The following is a 16,706-nucleotide window of genomic DNA, read 5'->3' on the forward strand; positions in this document are numbered from 1 at the left end:
TCAGTTCAAAACCCTTTACACGTTGGCAACAATTTCGATGACGACGTTATTTTTTGATGAAAGGAATGGGTGTCTATGACGGATCGGCAAATGATGCGAAAACATTACGCTTTAGGCGTTATAGGTGAGCTTAAGCGCTTAGGATATTCTGAAGAAGACGCGAAGAGGTTTTTTCTGCGGCATTACCGGGATATGAAGCGCAGTTATGGTCTTAATATGAATGTACACGACTTTGCCAAGGAGATTGATGAACTTGAACGTGCCGTATATCGCAAATACAATCCTGATGATCCGGATCGCATTTACGTTGGTCATATTCAAAATCGATTGAAAAAGCCAACAAAGACCGAGTCAGGTAAAATATTTCGAATTACTGAAGAGATGGAGCAGAAAATCATAGAGTGGGATTCCTGTGTTGCTGAAGATGTAGCCGGTGCCAAATTCGCATATACCTTTATACCGACAGGTCTCGGTTTAGTCATTAAAGTACAATGCGATGTATGCAAGCGAGAACTCGATCTTTCCGAGTAAGTATAATTTAGGATAGTTGATCAATCTTAACGATTATTCTGTTACCGATCGTGCGGCTCTAATTTTTACATCAATATCCTGAACGATATAATTGAATAAATTACCGTCTAGGCCGAAGAAGGATTGAACTTATATCAACTATATTCTTCTCTTAGATCGCATAATAGGGGAAATGTTCGAAGAGCGCCAGCATACGTCATGAATGGATCTCGGAATATTCCTCGTTTTACGGAGAGAGCGGCAAATCCGCCTTAAGAGCCGCCATTCGTGATACTAGCAGTAGAATGAAGACTGGGTCTTGCAATGGCTGCCTGCGTTTTCCACCTCAGGACATACACTCAAAATATGACGCCTATTCAGAACTACAAAGCCGAATGAGACTTCTCAAGGGTCTCATTTTTTTATTTATGGACAATACTAAGTATTACTAAATCCTGATTCCTGATTTGAGGTGATGTTTAGAATGGCTAATATTCAGAAGAGAGGCGAAAATTCCTGGTTCTTGACAGTCAGCCTGGGTAAAAATGCCAAAGGCAAATATATAAGACATACTAAGACTATTCATTGTCGGACAAAACGAGAAGCTGAAAGTGAATATGCGAAATTCCGACAAGAAGTCGAAGCAGGTGAGTATATCGCACCGCAGAAGATGACGTTTGGGTCGTTTGTTGAAGAATGGCGCAATAAATATGCCGTTAAACATTTGGGACACAAGACACTGTATACTTATGACTCTAATCTTAAGACCCGTATTCTTTCGTACTTTCAACATCTAAGACTGGACGAAATCAAACCCCTTCATATAGTGAACTTTCTTGATCAACTTGAAAAGGAAGGCAGCCGCGGAGATAAAAAAAACGGAGGGTTAGCCTCTGGAACAATCGAAATTCAGCACCGAATCTTAAAAAACATACTCAAACGTGCAGTTGAATGGAGAATAATTAAGCGAAACCCAGTCGATGATGTGCAAAAACCAAAAGTCATTTCAAAGGAGATTATCCCTTACGACGAAGCTGAAGTAGAACAGATGCTTCGAGCGTTGCAATCTGAGCCTTATCACTGGAGAATCATGATTACATTGGCCCTTACATCCGGTTTGCGACGGAGCGAGTTGCTCGGACTTGAATGGAAGCATCTTGATTTCAACAATGGAGTTTTGGATGTTTCGCAAACCATGATTCATGCTCTTAAAGGTGAAATCATTGTCAAACAGCCAAAAACAAAAAAATCCATTCGAAAAGTTGCTCTCCCGAGTTCTATGCTTAAAGAGCTAAAAGAATATTACGACTACAGAATGCAAGAACGAAATGACATCGGGGATGCATGGCGCGGCGGCAATTGGTTGTTTATGTTTTCACATCCAGATGGACAACCTTTCCATCATGAACGGCCCTATCTTTGGTTTCGACAGTTCGTTAAGAAAAACGGGTTTCGGTACATCCGATTCCATGATCTTCGGCATACCTCAGCTACAATTCTGATTAACCAAGGCGTTCATGCTAAAATCATTTCGGAGCGGCTTGGACACGGGAGCATAACCACAACAATGAACATTTATGGCCACGCTCTCCGAACTGCCGACCAGGCAGCTGCCGATAAATTCGAATCATTCTTTACATCTAAAGCCGCACAAGGACAATAACGAAGACGCCCAGGAGGTTCCTGGCGTCTTCGGTTCATTTGGGTTATTTTCTGATCGATTTTTACATCAATTTTACATCAAGCCTGTATTCCGACTCCTGTACCACTAATATTTTGAATCTGTACCACATCGAAAAATTCAGTAAATATAAGGTTTTTAATACGCTGTACCATACCTCACCAACAGAGCCACGCACTCCACATGCACCGTATGCGGAAACATATCCACCGGCTGCACCTCCACCGTACGGTACCCGCCATCCTCCAGCACACGCAGGTCGCGCGCCAGCGTCGACGGGTTGCACGAGACGTACACCACACGCTCCGGCCGCATCGCGAGGATCGTCTCCAGCAGCGCGGCGTCGCAGCCTTTGCGCGGCGGGTCGACGACGATCACGTCAGGCGCGATGCCCTGACGCTTCCACTCGGGGATGACGACCTCCGCGCCGCCGACCTCGAACCGCACGTTGCGGATCTCGTTCACCAGCGCGTTGCGCTTCGCGTCCTCGATCGCCTCCGGGACGATCTCGACGCCGTACACCTCGCGGGCCTTCTGCGCGAGGAAGAGCGAGATCGTGCCGATGCCGCAGTAGGCATCGATCACGGTCTCTTCGCCGCTCAGCCCGGCGTAGTCCAGCGCCTTCCGGTACAGCACCTCGGTCTGAACCGGATTGACCTGGTAGAACGAGCGCGTCGAGATCGCGAAGCGGATATCTCCGATCGTATCGTAGATGACCTCGCTGCCCCAGAGCACCCGCGTCTCGTCGCCGAAGATCACGTTCGTCTGCTGTCGGTTGACGTTCTGGCAGATGCTCCGCACGTCCGGGATCGCCTCACGGATCAGCCCGACCAGCTCATCGCGGCGCGGGATGTCGCGGCCGTTCGTGACGAGAACGACCATAATCTCGCCCGTGTTGAAGCCATAGCGGGCGATAACGTGGCGCAGCAGCCCTTTGCCCGTCTCCTCGTTGTACGGGCGGATGCCGAGCTCGCCGGCGATCCGTTTGACCGCCGCGACGACGACATCGTTGTTCTCGTGCTGGATCAGGCACGCCTCCATGTCGATAATCCGGTGGCTACCCTGCGCGTAGAAGCCGCCGATCAGGCCGCCCTCTTCGCCCACGGCGAGGCCGATCGGTACCTGTGCCTTGTTGCGGTACCGCCACGGGTCGCTCATGCCGAGCGTCGGATGCACGACGATGCCCTCGGCCATCGTGCCACCGCTCCCAGCTCCCACGCCTGCATCCGCCTCCGCCCCTACGTCGGCCATCCTACTCTCCGCCCCGGCTCCGGCCACTCGCAGCTTCCCGATCCGCTCCAGATTGTCGACGACAAGCTGACGCTTCCAGCGGAGCTGTGCGTCGTAGCTCAGGTGCTGGAGCTGACAGCCACCGCACTGCTTGTAGATCGGACAGGGCGCGTCGATGCGGTCCGGACTCGCTTCAATAATCTCCAGCAGCTTGGCGTAGCCGTACTGCTTCTTCACCTTAAGCACCTTCGCCCGTACTTTTTCGCCGGGCAGGGCGCCCTGAATAAAAAGGGTAAAGCCGTTCACACGGCCTACCCCTTCTCCGTCATGCCCCAAGCCGACAATGTCGGCGATATATTCTTCGTTCTTCGCGACGGGCAGGCCGCTGAGATCGGCAGCGGGCGCGCCCGGGCGTCGTTTATTCTTCCTGTTCATGTTCGTCCACTCCGGGTCTCGTTTTCCATGGCAGCTTCATCAGGTTGATCGGAGGCGACTTGTACGTCGACTGGCCCGTCTCGTCGATGAAGATGTGCAGATGCTGCGGCAGGTTCGTGAAAATGCACGGCAGCGTGCCGCCCAGCTCCCCGTCCAGGTTCACCTGCACGTAGTCGGGGGACGTCACTTGAATTTGCTTCGTTTGCAGGTAGATCAGGTTCGGGTCGGACAAATGCTCGCCGCGCAGCGCTAGCGAGACGACGCGGATAAACTCCGCGAGGTTGCATTTGCGCAGGATCAGCACGTCGAACAGACCGTCGCTGAGCGACGCGTCCGGCGCCAGACGCTCGAAGCCGCCGACGGAGTTGCTGTTCGAGATGAGGAAGAGCATCACTTCCTCGTGCATCTCCACCTCCGCCGTCTTGATATACAGCTCGATCGGGCGCAGCCGTGGCAGCTTCTCCAGCCCTTTCATATAGTAGGCCATCTGGCCGATCATCGTCTTGAGCTTGCTCGGCACCTCATAGGTCAGCTCGGTCAGCGATCCGCCGCCGGCGATGTTGATGAAGTAGCGCTGGTTCACCTTCCCGACGTCGATCACCCGTGCGTGCTGGCGCACAATGACGTCCACCGCGCCTTCCCAGTTCCGCGGAATGTTCAGCGCCCGGGCAAAATCGTTCGTCGTCCCAAGCGGCAATATCCCGAGCGGCGGCCGGTTCGGCTTCTCCGCCAAGCCGTTGATTACCTCGTACAGCGTGCCGTCGCCTCCGGCCGCGATGACGATATCGAACCCTCGTTCCACCGCCTCCGCCGCCGCGAGCGTCGCGTCGCCTTCCCCGATTGTCGCATGCGTGCTCGTCTCCAGCCCGCCGCGTTCCAGCCGCTGCAATATTTCCGGCAGCCGCTTCCTCATTTCCTCCCGGCCGGAGGTCGGATTGTATATGAGCCTTGCCCGTTTGACTGGCTGTGCCATTCTCTCTCTCACCCGTTCACATAAGAAATCGTATGAAAGCATTTTTGACCAATGGTCGTTTGACTGCAAAAAAACTGCTAAAGCCGCGTTCGCGTTCCGTCCTGCATCTTAGCGACAAAAGGCTTGATCTGTCGTTCAATCCACCGGGATATGCCGGGATGGGGCAGCAGTGCTTCGCCGTTGTACCGATACGAATAACCCTGCAGACGCTCCGGGATAACCGCTTCGGTAAAATACCCCTCGCTCAGGAACAGCGGCGCCACAATGACCGTATGCCCCGGCTTACGCATTCGCCATTGCTCCATCCGATCCGGAATCTGGTTGGGCAGCAGCATCGCCGAAGCCGCTTCGTCGAAGCCGCCGAGCCGCTTCAAGCGCTCCGCCAGCCGCTCCAGTCCCCGCCTCCATCGCTGATGGAAGCCGTTCTCGACGCTCCCGTGGCCCACGAGCAGCACCGTTTCGCGTCCCGGGTCCGTTGACAGCGCTTTGATTTTCGCATAGACGATCTCGGCGATCACCGGGTCGTCGTCGATCGGCGTCGTCAAGTGAATCCGTGCCCGAATAGCGAACGGCTTCATGTCCGTCGGCAGCTGCGGCGCTTTTTTGGCGCCCAGCGCATAAGCGATCTCGTCGATATGCGTGCTGCCGGACGAGACGAAGAGTGGAACGACAACGATATTCGTAACGCCGAGCGACTCCAGGTGCGTGATGCCGTCCTGGATCAGGCGTCCTTCCACAATTTCCAGAAAGGAGGAAAAGACCGGTATTTCCGCAGGAAGCCGCACGGCGCCAACCGCATCGTCCACCAAGCGGACCCACGACTCGCTCCGGGACCCGTGACTTATCACTAATATACCGTATTTTACCACACCGTATCCCTCCCGGGTGAAAAAGATCGTGTCCCGCAGCGTGGCTTCCAGCCGCACGAACACGAAAAATCCCACTCCACCGGCCCGGCGAGAAGGATTTGTTCGAGTGCTCCGTTGTAATCGAGTCCGGATGCGGTAAAGGGTAACGTTCGTTTTACCTTCCCAGGCGCTCCAGCGTCATTTTGTAGCCGTCGTTGCCGTAGTTCAAGCAGCGCTTGACACGCGAGATGGTCGCCGTGCTGGCGCCGGTCTCCGCTTCAATCTGGTTGTAGGTGTTGCCCTTGCGCAGCATGCGGGCGACCTCAAGCCGCTGCGACAGCGACTGGATTTCGTTCACCGTGCACAAATCGTCAAAAAACACATAGCATTCTTCTATATCCTTGAGTGTCAGGATCGCCTCGAATAATTGGTCGATCGCTTTATCATTCAACTTTTTCAGCTGCATTACGAATTTTCAACCCCTTGATGGTCTGCTAAGATCGATGAATTCCCAAGTCCATAACCTATTTCGACATCTGGGAGTGAATTCCTCCCTTTAAGTTAGCAAAACGTTACTATTTTTATGCGGTAACGAACTAAACCGACACTGGGCAAAAATCATGAAAACCGTGACAGGAGTCCAATCCAAACATTTGCCCATCACATACAGTATACTAGGAAACCGCCTATAGAGGAAAGTGCGACAAGGTGAACTTTGCGACATTACTATGAATAAAAGGGTTGTGAAACGATGAGCTATCCAAGACAAATGATTGGCAACCGAGGCATGGCGCCCTATCCGCGCGCCGTCACGTACGCGCATCCGCATGCCGCGCCTCAAGTGTACGCTCCGGGCCAGCAGCAAGTATTTACGCGCAGTCTTACGCCTACCGCAGGGCTGGGCGCTGGCAATCCTTTCGGGGATTTCGGAGAATTCGGCGGCGGCAACCCGATGGCTTTGCAGCCGGCAGCCGCACAGGAGGGCGGCGGTCTTCTCTCCTCGCTGTTCGGAGGAGGGGGCGGCGCTGCAACGGGCACGGCGGGGGGCGGCGGAGGCTTTAACGTCGAGCAGATCAAGGGAATCGTCGACAAGCTCGGCGGTGTGGAAGGCATTGTGGAGACCATCAGCAAAATGCAAAAAATGGTGCAGAGCGTTCAGCAATTCGCCCCGATGCTGAAGGTACTGTTCGGTTCCTTCGGCAAAAAAGAGGCAGCCGCCTCCAAAAGCGGGGGCAGCAGATCCGGCAGGAGACGGCGCAGACGCCGGGGAACGACGCAGAACCGCAGACGGGCGCGCAAATAGCCGCCCGGTCACGTCGTCCGCTGGCCGCTAGGCTTGCAAACCATCAGAACCGGCTGTGCCTGCCGTTTGGATACGGTTCGGGCGCAGCCGGTTTGCCGCTTGTGCCTGCGCAAGCTTTTGCCATCCGGCCGAATTACTGCTAAACTAAGATAAGTTGTATACATCATGTAACCAGCTAACCATAGTATAGATAACAATCGCAAAGGATGTGGAAAAAGCATGCTGTTCACTTCTTACTCGCTGCAAAAGCTGACACTCAAAAACCGGATTGTCATGTCGCCGATGTGTATGTACTCCTGCCTCGATGAAACGGGTCGCGTCACGGATTGGCACAAAATCCATTACCCAACCCGCGCCGTCGGCCAAGTCGGGCTCATCATCGTGGAAGCGTCAGCCGTCACCCCTCAGGGGCGCATCTCGCCTTACGACCTTGGCATTTGGAGCGACGATCAGGTGCCGGGCCTGCGCGAGCTGACCGGGCTCGTGCATGGACAAGGCTCCCATATCGGCATCCAGTTGGCCCATGCCGGGCGCAAAGCCGTGCTGGACGGGCCCATTATCGCGCCGTCGGCGATTCCGTTCGATGACAAGTCGAAGACGCCGGAAGCGATGACCGCGCAGCAGATCGCCGAGACCGTCGAAGCGTTCAAGGCTGCCGCCGCGCGGGCGAAGGAAGCGGACTTCGACGTCGTCGAGATCCATGCCGCACACGGGTACCTGATCAACGAGTTCCTGTCGCCGCTGTCGAACCGCCGCGAGGATGAATACGGCGGAGACCGCGACGGCCGCTACCGGTTCCTGCGCGAGATCATCGACAGCGTTAAGACCGTATGGGACGGACCGCTGCTGGTCCGCATCTCTGCGCACGATTACCATCCGGATGGCCTCACGCCGGAAGATTACGTCTACTACGCCCGCTTGATGAAAGCGCAAGGCGTCGACTTGATCGACGTCAGCTCCGGCGCCGTCGTCGGCGGTCCGCCGAAAGTATATCCGGGGTACCAGGTTCCGTTCGCGGAGCAGATCCGCCGCAGCGCGGACGTGCCGACCGGAGCCGTCGGCTTAATTACGCAGGCCGAGCAGGCGGAGGAGATTTTGCAGAACGGCCGCGCCGACCTGATCTTCCTCGGCCGCGAGCTGCTGCGCGATCCGTTCTGGGCCCGCACCGCCGCCAAACAGCTGCGCGCAGAGCTCACGCCGCCCAAGCAATATACGCGTGGCTGGTAAGCCTTTTGCCTAGCCCTAGCGCGCCAAAGCACGAACCCGAACCGCAAAAAGCCGGCAGGCTCCCGCGACGCTGTAAGCTCGTCGCAGGGCCGGTCCGGCTTTTTTCTCATGCTGCTATATTGATCTGGCTGTTTATATCGAACAGGCGCGTCAAGCTTCGAAGACGGTGTGCGATCCCGCCGAGGCGACAGCGGACCCGTCCGCTACCAGGGAACGTCCCCGGCCGTCCAAGCAGTGCTCATGACTGCATTCGCTGTAATAGACCGTAACTTTTCGCGTATCCTGTGTACCGATGACGTGATGGCAATGCTTGCACAGAATCGTCCCGAGGTGCACTTCCTTCTCCGTTACACGAGGGCTTCTTTCCACGCTTCATCGCTCTCCTTTTTCATGGTTTCGGAAACAACTTTCGCCAAATCCATTACCCGGCTCGCATACGCCCATTCGTTATCGTACCAAGCCAGCACTTTGATCTGATCCCCAGCCACCATCAGCGACTGGCCGTCAATGACCGCCGATTGATCGCAGCCGATAAAATCCGAAGACACGAGCGGCTCGTTGCTGTAGCCCAAATAGCGGGCCATCGGGCCTTCCGCAGCCTGGCGGAACGTCGCCTGCACTTCCTCCAGCTGAACCGGCCGCTTCACCTGTACGGTGAGGTCGACCAGCGAGACGTCCGGCGTCGGGACGCGGACCGAGATGCCGTTCACGTGCGGCGCAAGATGCGGCAGCACGTCGATGAGCGCTTTGCCTACGCCCGTGCTTGTCGGAATGATCGACTGCGTGCAGGCGCGCGCGCGGCGCAAATCGGAATGCGGATTGTCCATGTGCTTCTGGTCGTTCGTGTACGAATGAACGGTGGTCATCCAGCCGTTCTTCACTTGGAACGCCTGATCCAGCACATGCAGCACGGGAGCGACGCAGTTCGTCGTGCAGGACGCGGCGGACAGCAGCGTGTGCTCCTGGGCGTTGTAGCGGTCGTCGTTGACGCCCATGACGACCGTCAAGTCCATGCGCTTGCCCGGCGCCGTAATCAGCACCTTGCTCGCGCCCGCCGTCAGGTGCCGCGAAGCGCCTTCCCGGTCGTTGAACTTGCCTGTCGCATCAATGGCCAGATCCACGCCGAGGTCTTTCCACGAAATGGCCGCCGGGTCGCGCTCGAACACGATGCGAATGCGCTTGCCGTTAATGATCAGATCGTTTCCTTCCTCGCGGATATCGGCCTTCCAAGTTCCATGTATGGTGTCATATTTGAGCAAATGGGCAATCGTGCCCGCTGGGTATAGTGAGTTAATCGCTTGCAGGCCCATCCCGTTCTCGTCCGTATCAAAAGCGCGGCGAACCAGCAATCTGCCGATTCTTCCCATCCCGCTTACGCCAATCGTTCCTGTCATTCCGGTACCCCTCCCAAGCTTGCTGTTGGTTTTGCAACGTCTATATATAATGTATAACATATAATCAAATAGTACACAATAAATATTTTCATTACATTTTTGTGACGACATATAATCCGACACGGAGAGCCTAATCCGACCACAAGCCGACAAAAGAAAAAGCTGCCCGCGGCAGCTTCGAGAGTGTTGAAAAAGCTCTGTTTTTTTGAGCTCGTTTGAATAAGCCCCCTTGAATCTCACCGTGTGACGAGGTCTTAGGTTGATTTATACATAATCATTACCCAAGATGGGGAAGTTACAAAGGAAAAACTTGTATAAATTTACATTTCCGAAAGGGGATACGTATTGCATGGGTATAAAAATAATCAGGTACTTCGTGCTTCTAGCGCTCCTATTTACTACAATCTTTTTCGTTCGGATTCCGAAGATACATGCGCAGCCTGATCGAATTCCAGAAAAGATGGATCCGGGAACCGTAATCCATTATGTGGCGGATAATAAATACGAGGTGCTTGCAAAAGGCACACCCCTTAGCGATCCTGAAGCCGTTCGTCCCCCTGAAAAAAAGGATAACTATTTGCCGCGCGGTAAAAAAGGAGTTACTGTCGAATACGGCGTGGACGGAAGACCTTCCTACATGAAAGGAGTTTCTTTTGGCGAAGAAAATCCTGGAAAACCAGTGCCGCATGCTTTAGGAATTGTACAACCTGCATCGAAAGATGGCGAGGTTATGGAGGGGAACGTTTCGATGTATGGGTTAGGCGGCTATGCTAAAAACGAACGCGGATTTCCCCTTGATAATTTTACATGCGCTACAAATCAGGAGATGGATGATCCCCCTTACGGGAGTACTGTCGTCCTGAAAAATCTTGAAAACGGAAAAGTCGCCTACTTAAAAAAGAAAGACGTCGGACGACTTCATGCAGGCGTTGTGTTAGACATTCGCCCTCACGTATTTGAGAATGTGCTCGGAGTGAACAGAGATCAGGGATGGTTAAAAGGAGCGTATTTCCATGATTAGTCCAATGGTGAAGAAAAAATACTTCCTATGGTGTCCTTTAATCGCGATATTGGCGATGGCGTTTAGTTGCCGTGTGGTAATTGCAGAAGAGCCGCTCCCTTCAGACCAGTTGTTTATTGTGGCTTCAGATATAAAAGAAGCTACTGACAATGTAAACTTTATTCTTTTTAATCACAGAACGCAGGAAACAAATTCACTTCTCCGAAGGAAAAATACGGTGTTTCCAACCGCGGTATTATCCAGAGATGGAAAAAATCTTTACACGAGCAAGATTCATCAGACCGGAGACGACTCTCCCGACTATATTGAATTGTTTGGATACGCGATGCCGATCAATCCACGAAACATGCCGGAACTTTTAACGAAGCCCACAAAAATTTGGAATGTAGACTACATACGGAGCAGCGCGGATAACACCAAAGTATTTATGCGCGTTGTGCAGGCAAAGCGTGATAATGCCCAGCTAGCCGTGTACAATGTCGATTCGAAAAAAATAAACGTTTGGAACGAAGACGATTCTACTCATGAAATTCACTACTTTGATTATTCTCCGGCTTCGCGTACGATTATCGCATTGGAGCATTCCCTGGACGAAGAAACGGCTCTGCTTCAACATGCAAATCGGGATCAAGTTGCATTGCCGCCTGTTACCTACCGCGTTGTTCTCTATTCTGAAGACGGCAGAAAACTTCGTGAGATCGCAACCCTAAAAAAGCATATTCTCGATATTTCGCTCTCCCCCGATGGAAAGCAGGCGTTATTCACAGTAACAGATCAAATAAATTCCAATTCGTTCAACTTAGTGTTTAAGCTAAATTTGGAGAGTGGTTCCTACGAAGAAGTTTTTCGCGATACCGATACTTTTAGGAGAATCAAGCATGCCCAATACGCTTCAGATGGAAAGCGCATCTATTTTTCTGGAATTTTGAAAAATGCCCCTGTCTTGAGTGGTGAGAAGCGCAGAAAAGTTCCTGCTCGCAACATTGCCATTTACGATCCGAAAACCAATCAAATGACAAAGGTTTGGTCCATGGAGAAGGGAACAGTCAACCAGTTTCAAGTTTTATATCCGTGATCGATGGATTAAGCAGAGGTGGGGTATCTCTACTGGAGAACCCCACCCCCTCACTTTCTCAACAAGCTCAAGCCGCTTACGGCAGCCTTTTCCGATTCATATCAATCTATTTATGATTCCTCATCCATACCATCCGGTACTCTTCCGTCGACGTCGCTTCGTCGATCATTTCCTCTTCGATGCGGAAGCCTTGCTTCTCATAGAAGCGGACGGCGCGCTCGTTCTCGCGGTACACCTGCAGCCGGATCGCGGTCCGGTCTTGTTTGACATGGTCAAGCAGCTGCTTGCCCAGCCCTTTCTTATGATGCCTGCTGTCGATAAACAAGGCGGCCAGGTAGTCGTCTACCATGGAAACAAACCCTGCAACGTGTCCGCCTTCCTCGATCACAACCGTATCGGCCATCGGCAAATACTTTGTCTTCATCTCTTCCGCATTCGTCCGCCAATATTCTGCATCGATAAACGGATGGGCGGTCAAGGATTCCTGCAGCCATAGCTCAACTAAAAAATCGAGATCTTGGGGACCGCTCGGTCGGATGCTTCTCATTCGGACAGTTCACTCCTGTTTGTTCGTTTTTCGAATCATGCTCATCGAGACGATGCACGTTCAGTCTCCGGGAAAAAGCCTATCGGCTAAGCGGCTATCGCTTATTCCGGTCCATATACCAGCGCGCCAGCTCCCGCGCCTCTTGCTCCGGCAAGCCCGCCAGACGGAAAAATGCGCCGCGTCTGCCCGACGCCACGGCAATCTGCAAGGTAGACAAGCCGAGCCTGCGCTGAAGCGGCCCGATCTCTACGCTGACGGACTGCACCCGCGACAGCGGGATAACCGCCGTCGTCTTCGCCAACCGGCGGAAGCGCAAGACAAGCATCCGGCCTTCCCGGCTCCAGCCCGCGTTCCGGTATCTCCACCATTGCCAGATCATGACCAGCGGACACAGCAGCAGTCCGACATAAGCCCACGGGGTAATCAACCCGGCAGCCGCCGCAGCCAGCGCCAGCACGAGCGGAGCAGGCAGCGCATAGCCCCACAGCGCCCGCCGCGGCAGCGCATGATGCTTCAGCGAAGCCGGAACCTCGAATTGAGGCGTCATCCGCTTCACAAATTCGCCGATCTCGCGATTGCGGAGCAGCGGGAACAAATGCGCGTTCTCCCCCTTTTGCACGCCATAGCCGACGGTTTCCGCATAAAGCGCCGAATAGCCGAACAGCTGCCACAGCGGCTCCTCCACGATGCGGATCGCCTGAATCCGCCGGAGCGGAACGGTCACTTGCCGGCGCTCCAGCAAGCCCCGGGTCAGGAGCAGCTTGTTTTCTTTGCGCGTAATCGTAAAGTTTGCGAACTTCAAGACGGACGCGATCGCCGAGATCATCCACGCCACCAGCAAAATGCCCAGTGCGAACAAAGGGATCATCGCCGCATCGAGCGCATTCCACAAGTAACGATACACATGGAAATCCGGAAACAGCTCATCAAGCTTGCCCATGGCCGCCGCCAGCAAAGAAACGGACACCCCGAATCCGCCTGTGGTCAGCGCGGCAACGAACAAGCTTCCGACCGGAAGCTTGTAGGTTAACCGGAGCTTGGAAGGGTCGCTTCCGCTTCCCGCAGACAAGACCCCGGGCTCGGGCTGCTCTTGACCTTGAGGCGCTTTCCCCGGCTCCAGCATGCTCCGCAGCCGCGCGGCGTCCCCGCGGGCGAGGGCCGAGAACACCGCCTCCGGCTTCTGACCTCCGGCGGTCTGTACCTCGACGCGGACCAGACCGAACAGACGGTGAAGCACCCCTTCCGTCACGTCGACGGACTGAATGCGTTCCAACGGAATGAACGTCTTTTTTTGCACGAATACGCCCTGCGTCACCTTAAGCTGCTCTTCCGACACTTCGTACCGGAACCGGCGCCAGGACAAAAATCCCCATACGATGGAGCCTACCAACGCAGCCAAGCTCCAACCAACCTGAAAATAAAGCGGGGTACCTGACCCGGAACGCGAATGCTTGGAAAGAAAAATCACGATGAGCGGCACGATGAGTCCTTTGACGATCTGCAGCGAGACGAATACGGCGGCAAACGGGTGAAGCCTTCCCTCAGAGGTCTTCATGGGACACCTTCGCCAGCTCCGCAATCCGCACGCGCAGCACTTCCGCCGTCTCGCTGGTCAGCGCAGGGATCTGATGGCTGCCCGCCGCCGTGGAGAACGTAATGCCCGCCAGCCCGTAGGCCCGCAGCAGCGGACCTTGATGCGTATCGACATGCTGGATGCGCACCATCGGAATGAGCGTCCGCTTGACGAACATGACCCCTTGCTGCAGCATAATTTCGTCTTCCCGCACCTCGTAACGCCACCGTTTCCAGCGCAGCTCGGGCATGACAAGAACCGTCAGGACGATTTCCGCCAGCACGCCTGCCGCAACTACACCAGGAATCCACCCCGGCCAATGAAAGCGATGCGCGAGATAAAATACGGCGGCGGCCAGCAGGGCGGAGACCGTCGAAGCGATGAAGCCGCTCCATCTCCAGACGATGATGGCTTTGCGGTCAATTTGTTCCTGCGGCTCGATCATTCGATTTCACTCCAATACGTGGCAAAAAGCTTTATCGTTTTATTATCGAACAAACGGGTCCGCTCTGCAACCGCCTAGCCCTGGCGTCATCCTGAAAAGACAAAAGCCCGGCGCGGTTCATGCTTAGCATGCCGTTTCGGGCTTTAGTTGCATGGTTCAGGTGAATCCGCCGGGGCTCCCCAGGCACGGCCGCCACGGACTGGTCACACCGGTTCAGTCGTGCCGGGATCGTCCTTCGCCGCCTCTTCCTGGAGCAGACCGGCCAACTTGCGGTCGGTCCCCTCGTCGGACAGCGGACGATACAGCGTCAGCTTCAAATCCGGATCGTCGTAAAGCTGGAACGTAATATGCTCCATGATCAGCGTACCCGCCTTGGGGTGCCGCATTTCCTTTCTTCCGATCGGCGTGCCGAAAATGTCGTGTCTCGGCCACCATGCGCCGAATTCCGGACTGAGCTCCGTCAGCTCCTCGACCAATGCCTTGAACCACGGTTCGCCGACGAACCGGCTGCAGGTTGAGCGGAATTGCGCAAGCAGCCGCTGCGCATGGTCTTCCCAATCCGCCAGCAGCGCCCGGTACGCGGGCGAGGCAAAGCAGCGCCAGAGCGCGTTCCGCTCTTTATCGTTCATCCGGTTAAAATCGCCGAACACCACGCACGCCGCTTGATTCCAAGCGATGACGTCCCACCGGTGATCGGTGACGTAAGCCGGGCAATCGGCAAAATGGTCCATGAAATTTTGCAGCACGGGATGCGTTTTGTCCTTGCGGGATATGGCGGCTTGGGCCGGCGGCAGTTGCTGATGCGCCAGCAGAAACAGGTGGTTCCGCTCCTCCACGCTCAAACGAAACACCTGAGCGAGGCTTTCCAATACTTCGGCCGACACATGGATGTCTCTCCCCTGCTCCAGCCATGTATACCACGTCAAGCCTACCCCGGCCAGTTGGGCTAACTCTTCCCGCCGAAGTCCTTTGGCCTTGCGCCGGGGGCCTGTCGGCAGTCCGAAATCCGCAGGCAGCAGCCGGCTTCGGCGCGACTTCAGAAAATCCCCCAGTTCCTTTCTCCGCTCCTGATCTTGACGAATCACAGGGTTTTTCTCCTCCCAAAACCGTTACTCCGAATACTAGGATAAACAAGAATCTATTTAGATGATTGTAGTTCCTATAACATGACGTTGTAAAGAAATCCATCCACCGGATAAGGAGGTGATTCGGATGAAAGCTTCTGCTGCCGAAGCGACGCAGCGTACCCTTTTGACACCCGGCTTGGTGTTTCTTATGGCTGTGACCTGTGGCTTTACCGTAGCCAATGTGTATATCAACCAGACGCTGCTGGTGAGCATGGCGCATACGTTCCGGACGACTGAAGTGCAGATCGGACTTGTGGCGACGCTGGTACAGATCGGCTATGCGCTCGGCAACCTGTTTCTCGTACCGCTCGGGGACCGGGTGGAGCGGAGGAGGCTGATTATCGCGCTGCTTGGTCTCGTCAGCCTCGCCTTGGCGTTGGCCGCGCTGGCGCCGAGCGCAAGCTGGCTGATTGCCGCCCATCTGCTGATCGGGGCGACGACCGTTGTCCCACAGATCGTCTTTCCGTGGGCCGCGGAGCTGTCCAATGTCCGGCAGCGCGGCAACGTGCTGGGGAAAGTAGCCATCGGACTCATCTGCGGCATTTTCGGCGCCAGGCTGCTTAGCGGAATCGTCGACGCCCAACTTGGCTGGCGGGCGATGTACTGGATTTCGCTTGCCTGCATGCTGCTGCTCATCGGATGGGTGCGCTGGAAGTTCCCGCGGAGCAAGCCGTCCGGCGCTCTGACGTATGGAGCGCTTTTGCGGTCCCTGGGGCCGTTGTTATTGAAGGAACCCGTCCTGCGGCAAGCCTGCTTAAGTCAAGGCATGGTGTTCGGCGCGTTCAGCATATTTTGGACCACTCTGGCGTTCCTGCTAAAATCGCCCTCTTACTCGCTAGGAAGCGAATTCGTCGGCATCGTAGGTTTGGTCGGTTTCGGAGGCGTGTTTGCCTCGCCCGTCATCGGACGCATCATTGACCGCAAAGGCGCGTGGCTTGCCAACCTGCTGTGCTTGCTGGTCGTTGTGGCTTCGTTCCTGCTTCTTACGATTTCGGGCAACCGGCTGCCGGTCCTGCTGCTCGGCGCATTCCTGCTCACCGTCGGCACGCAAGCGAACCAAGTCGCCTGCCAAGCGAGGATCTTCGCGCTGTCTGCCGAAGTGCGCAGCCGGTTGAACGGCTTGTACATGGTTTCGACCTTTCTGGGCGGCGCGGCCGGCTCCTATCTAGGAGTACTGGCGTGGAGCCACGGACAGTGGAGCATGGTGTGCCTGACAGGATCGCTCATGGTTGCCGCGTCGTTCGGCGGACTGGTCGGACGCCGGCGCAATCCAGCGCATGGGGCGAGATCTGTGGAGGAAAAATCCGGAGTTTGATA

At 55.0% G+C, this 16,706-nt stretch carries 17 protein-coding genes; 7 read left to right on the plus strand and 10 right to left on the minus strand.

The features are described 5' to 3' along the window. Positions 1-75: 75 nt before the first annotated feature. A complete protein-coding gene (locus tag PEL01S_RS04790) occupies positions 76-531 on the plus strand; it encodes a hypothetical protein (protein WP_127459544.1) in 456 nt (151 codons plus the stop codon). 463 nt (positions 532-994) lie between these two features. After that, complete coding sequence (locus PEL01S_RS04795) at positions 995-2,173, plus strand: site-specific integrase (RefSeq protein WP_127459546.1); 1,179 nt, start codon at positions 995-997, stop codon at positions 2,171-2,173. Positions 2,174-2,329: 156 nt separating this feature from the next. Here PEL01S_RS04795 and rlmD read toward each other — a convergent pair whose 3' ends face one another. The 4 genes from rlmD to PEL01S_RS04815 form a co-directional block, all read right to left on the minus strand. Then, a complete protein-coding gene (rlmD, locus tag PEL01S_RS04800; protein WP_174806898.1) occupies positions 2,330-3,856 on the minus strand; it encodes a 23S rRNA (uracil(1939)-C(5))-methyltransferase RlmD in 1,527 nt (508 codons plus the stop codon). Continuing rightward, positions 3,840-4,829, minus strand: coding sequence for a diacylglycerol kinase (locus PEL01S_RS04805; RefSeq protein WP_010494818.1), 990 nt, complete (start codon positions 4,827-4,829; stop codon positions 3,840-3,842). Before PEL01S_RS04805 ends, rlmD begins: the two co-directional genes overlap by 17 nt. A gap of 77 nt (positions 4,830-4,906) precedes the next feature. Next, positions 4,907-5,698, minus strand: coding sequence for a sirohydrochlorin chelatase (locus PEL01S_RS04810; RefSeq protein ID WP_127459592.1), 792 nt, complete (start codon positions 5,696-5,698; stop codon positions 4,907-4,909). 154 nt (positions 5,699-5,852) lie between these two features. After that, positions 5,853-6,143, minus strand: a complete 291-nt coding sequence (locus PEL01S_RS04815) for a YerC/YecD family TrpR-related protein (protein WP_010494821.1) — start codon at positions 6,141-6,143, stop codon at positions 5,853-5,855. A gap of 285 nt (positions 6,144-6,428) precedes the next feature. On the opposite strand from PEL01S_RS04815, the gene PEL01S_RS04820 reads away from it, so the two are divergent. Together PEL01S_RS04820 and namA are read left to right on the plus strand one after the other, a co-directional pair. Further along, positions 6,429-6,980, plus strand: coding sequence for a hypothetical protein (locus tag PEL01S_RS04820; RefSeq protein ID WP_127459548.1), 552 nt, complete (start codon positions 6,429-6,431; stop codon positions 6,978-6,980). A gap of 219 nt (positions 6,981-7,199) precedes the next feature. Then, on the plus strand, positions 7,200-8,207 hold the full coding sequence (gene namA, locus PEL01S_RS04825) for an NADPH dehydrogenase NamA (protein ID WP_063187948.1): 1,008 nt from the start codon (positions 7,200-7,202) through the stop codon (positions 8,205-8,207). A 150-nt stretch (positions 8,208-8,357) separates the two neighbouring features. Here namA and PEL01S_RS04830 read toward each other — a convergent pair whose 3' ends face one another. After that, a complete protein-coding gene (locus tag PEL01S_RS04830) occupies positions 8,358-8,576 on the minus strand; it encodes a GapA-binding peptide SR1P (RefSeq protein ID WP_063187947.1) in 219 nt (72 codons plus the stop codon). Continuing rightward, on the minus strand, positions 8,555-9,601 hold the full coding sequence (gene gap, locus PEL01S_RS04835; protein ID WP_063187946.1) for a type I glyceraldehyde-3-phosphate dehydrogenase: 1,047 nt from the start codon (positions 9,599-9,601) through the stop codon (positions 8,555-8,557). The genes PEL01S_RS04830 and gap overlap by 22 nt, the downstream gene beginning before the upstream one ends. Before the next feature lie 349 nt (positions 9,602-9,950). Between gap and PEL01S_RS04840 the strand changes: the two genes are divergently transcribed. Continuing rightward, positions 9,951-10,622 (plus strand): RlpA-like double-psi beta-barrel domain-containing protein, encoded by a 672-nt coding sequence (locus tag PEL01S_RS04840; RefSeq protein ID WP_063187945.1) that lies wholly within the window; start codon positions 9,951-9,953, stop codon positions 10,620-10,622. Beyond that, positions 10,615-11,697 (plus strand): TolB-like translocation protein, encoded by a 1,083-nt coding sequence (locus PEL01S_RS04845; protein WP_063187943.1) that lies wholly within the window; start codon positions 10,615-10,617, stop codon positions 11,695-11,697. Before PEL01S_RS04840 ends, PEL01S_RS04845 begins: the two co-directional genes overlap by 8 nt. A 106-nt stretch (positions 11,698-11,803) precedes the next feature. Here PEL01S_RS04845 and PEL01S_RS04850 read toward each other — a convergent pair whose 3' ends face one another. The 4 genes from PEL01S_RS04850 to PEL01S_RS04865 all read right to left on the minus strand — a co-directional run bounded on the left by PEL01S_RS04850 (position 11,804) and on the right by PEL01S_RS04865 (position 15,344). Continuing rightward, positions 11,804-12,244, minus strand: coding sequence for an N-acetyltransferase (locus PEL01S_RS04850; protein WP_063187941.1), 441 nt, complete (start codon positions 12,242-12,244; stop codon positions 11,804-11,806). Positions 12,245-12,338: 94 nt separating this feature from the next. After that, entirely contained in the window at positions 12,339-13,799 is a 1,461-nt protein-coding gene (locus PEL01S_RS04855) for a PH domain-containing protein (RefSeq protein ID WP_063187940.1), read from the minus strand. Further along, positions 13,786-14,262 (minus strand): PH domain-containing protein, encoded by a 477-nt coding sequence (locus tag PEL01S_RS04860; RefSeq protein WP_063187938.1) that lies wholly within the window; start codon positions 14,260-14,262, stop codon positions 13,786-13,788. Before PEL01S_RS04860 ends, PEL01S_RS04855 begins: the two co-directional genes overlap by 14 nt. Positions 14,263-14,465: 203 nt before the next feature. After that, positions 14,466-15,344 (minus strand): helix-turn-helix transcriptional regulator, encoded by an 879-nt coding sequence (locus tag PEL01S_RS04865; RefSeq protein WP_063188253.1) that lies wholly within the window; start codon positions 15,342-15,344, stop codon positions 14,466-14,468. A gap of 130 nt (positions 15,345-15,474) precedes the next feature. On the opposite strand from PEL01S_RS04865, the gene PEL01S_RS04870 reads away from it, so the two are divergent. Beyond that, positions 15,475-16,704, plus strand: a complete 1,230-nt coding sequence (locus tag PEL01S_RS04870) for an MFS transporter (protein ID WP_063915831.1) — start codon at positions 15,475-15,477, stop codon at positions 16,702-16,704. The last annotated feature ends 2 nt before the right edge of the window (positions 16,705-16,706 follow it).

This window comes from Paenibacillus elgii NBRC 100335 (assembly GCF_004000865.1).
Lineage (GTDB): Bacteria > Bacillota > Bacilli > Paenibacillales > NBRC-103111 > Paenibacillus_G > Paenibacillus_G elgii.

Excerpts from the sequence above, each read along its gene's own strand:
- PEL01S_RS04845 (WP_063187943.1), top strand. The coding sequence starts at position 10,615 with ATGATTAGTCCAATGGTGAAGAAAAAATACTTCCTATGGTGTCCTTTA.
- gap (WP_063187946.1), bottom strand. The coding sequence starts at position 9,601 with ATGACAGGAACGATTGGCGTAAGCGGGATGGGAAGAATCGGCAGATTG.
- PEL01S_RS04870 (WP_063915831.1), top strand. The coding sequence starts at position 15,475 with ATGAAAGCTTCTGCTGCCGAAGCGACGCAGCGTACCCTTTTGACACCC.
- PEL01S_RS04850 (WP_063187941.1), bottom strand. The coding sequence starts at position 12,244 with ATGAGAAGCATCCGACCGAGCGGTCCCCAAGATCTCGATTTTTTAGTT.
- rlmD (WP_174806898.1), bottom strand. The coding sequence starts at position 3,856 with ATGAACAGGAAGAATAAACGACGCCCGGGCGCGCCCGCTGCCGATCTC.
- PEL01S_RS04805 (WP_010494818.1), bottom strand. The coding sequence starts at position 4,829 with ATGGCACAGCCAGTCAAACGGGCAAGGCTCATATACAATCCGACCTCC.
- PEL01S_RS04795 (WP_127459546.1), top strand. The coding sequence starts at position 995 with ATGGCTAATATTCAGAAGAGAGGCGAAAATTCCTGGTTCTTGACAGTC.
- PEL01S_RS04815 (WP_010494821.1), bottom strand. The coding sequence starts at position 6,143 with ATGCAGCTGAAAAAGTTGAATGATAAAGCGATCGACCAATTATTCGAG.
- namA (WP_063187948.1), top strand. The coding sequence starts at position 7,200 with ATGCTGTTCACTTCTTACTCGCTGCAAAAGCTGACACTCAAAAACCGG.
- PEL01S_RS04790 (WP_127459544.1), top strand. The coding sequence starts at position 76 with ATGACGGATCGGCAAATGATGCGAAAACATTACGCTTTAGGCGTTATA.
- PEL01S_RS04860 (WP_063187938.1), bottom strand. The coding sequence starts at position 14,262 with ATGATCGAGCCGCAGGAACAAATTGACCGCAAAGCCATCATCGTCTGG.
- PEL01S_RS04855 (WP_063187940.1), bottom strand. The coding sequence starts at position 13,799 with ATGAAGACCTCTGAGGGAAGGCTTCACCCGTTTGCCGCCGTATTCGTC.
- PEL01S_RS04840 (WP_063187945.1), top strand. The coding sequence starts at position 9,951 with ATGGGTATAAAAATAATCAGGTACTTCGTGCTTCTAGCGCTCCTATTT.
- PEL01S_RS04820 (WP_127459548.1), top strand. The coding sequence starts at position 6,429 with ATGAGCTATCCAAGACAAATGATTGGCAACCGAGGCATGGCGCCCTAT.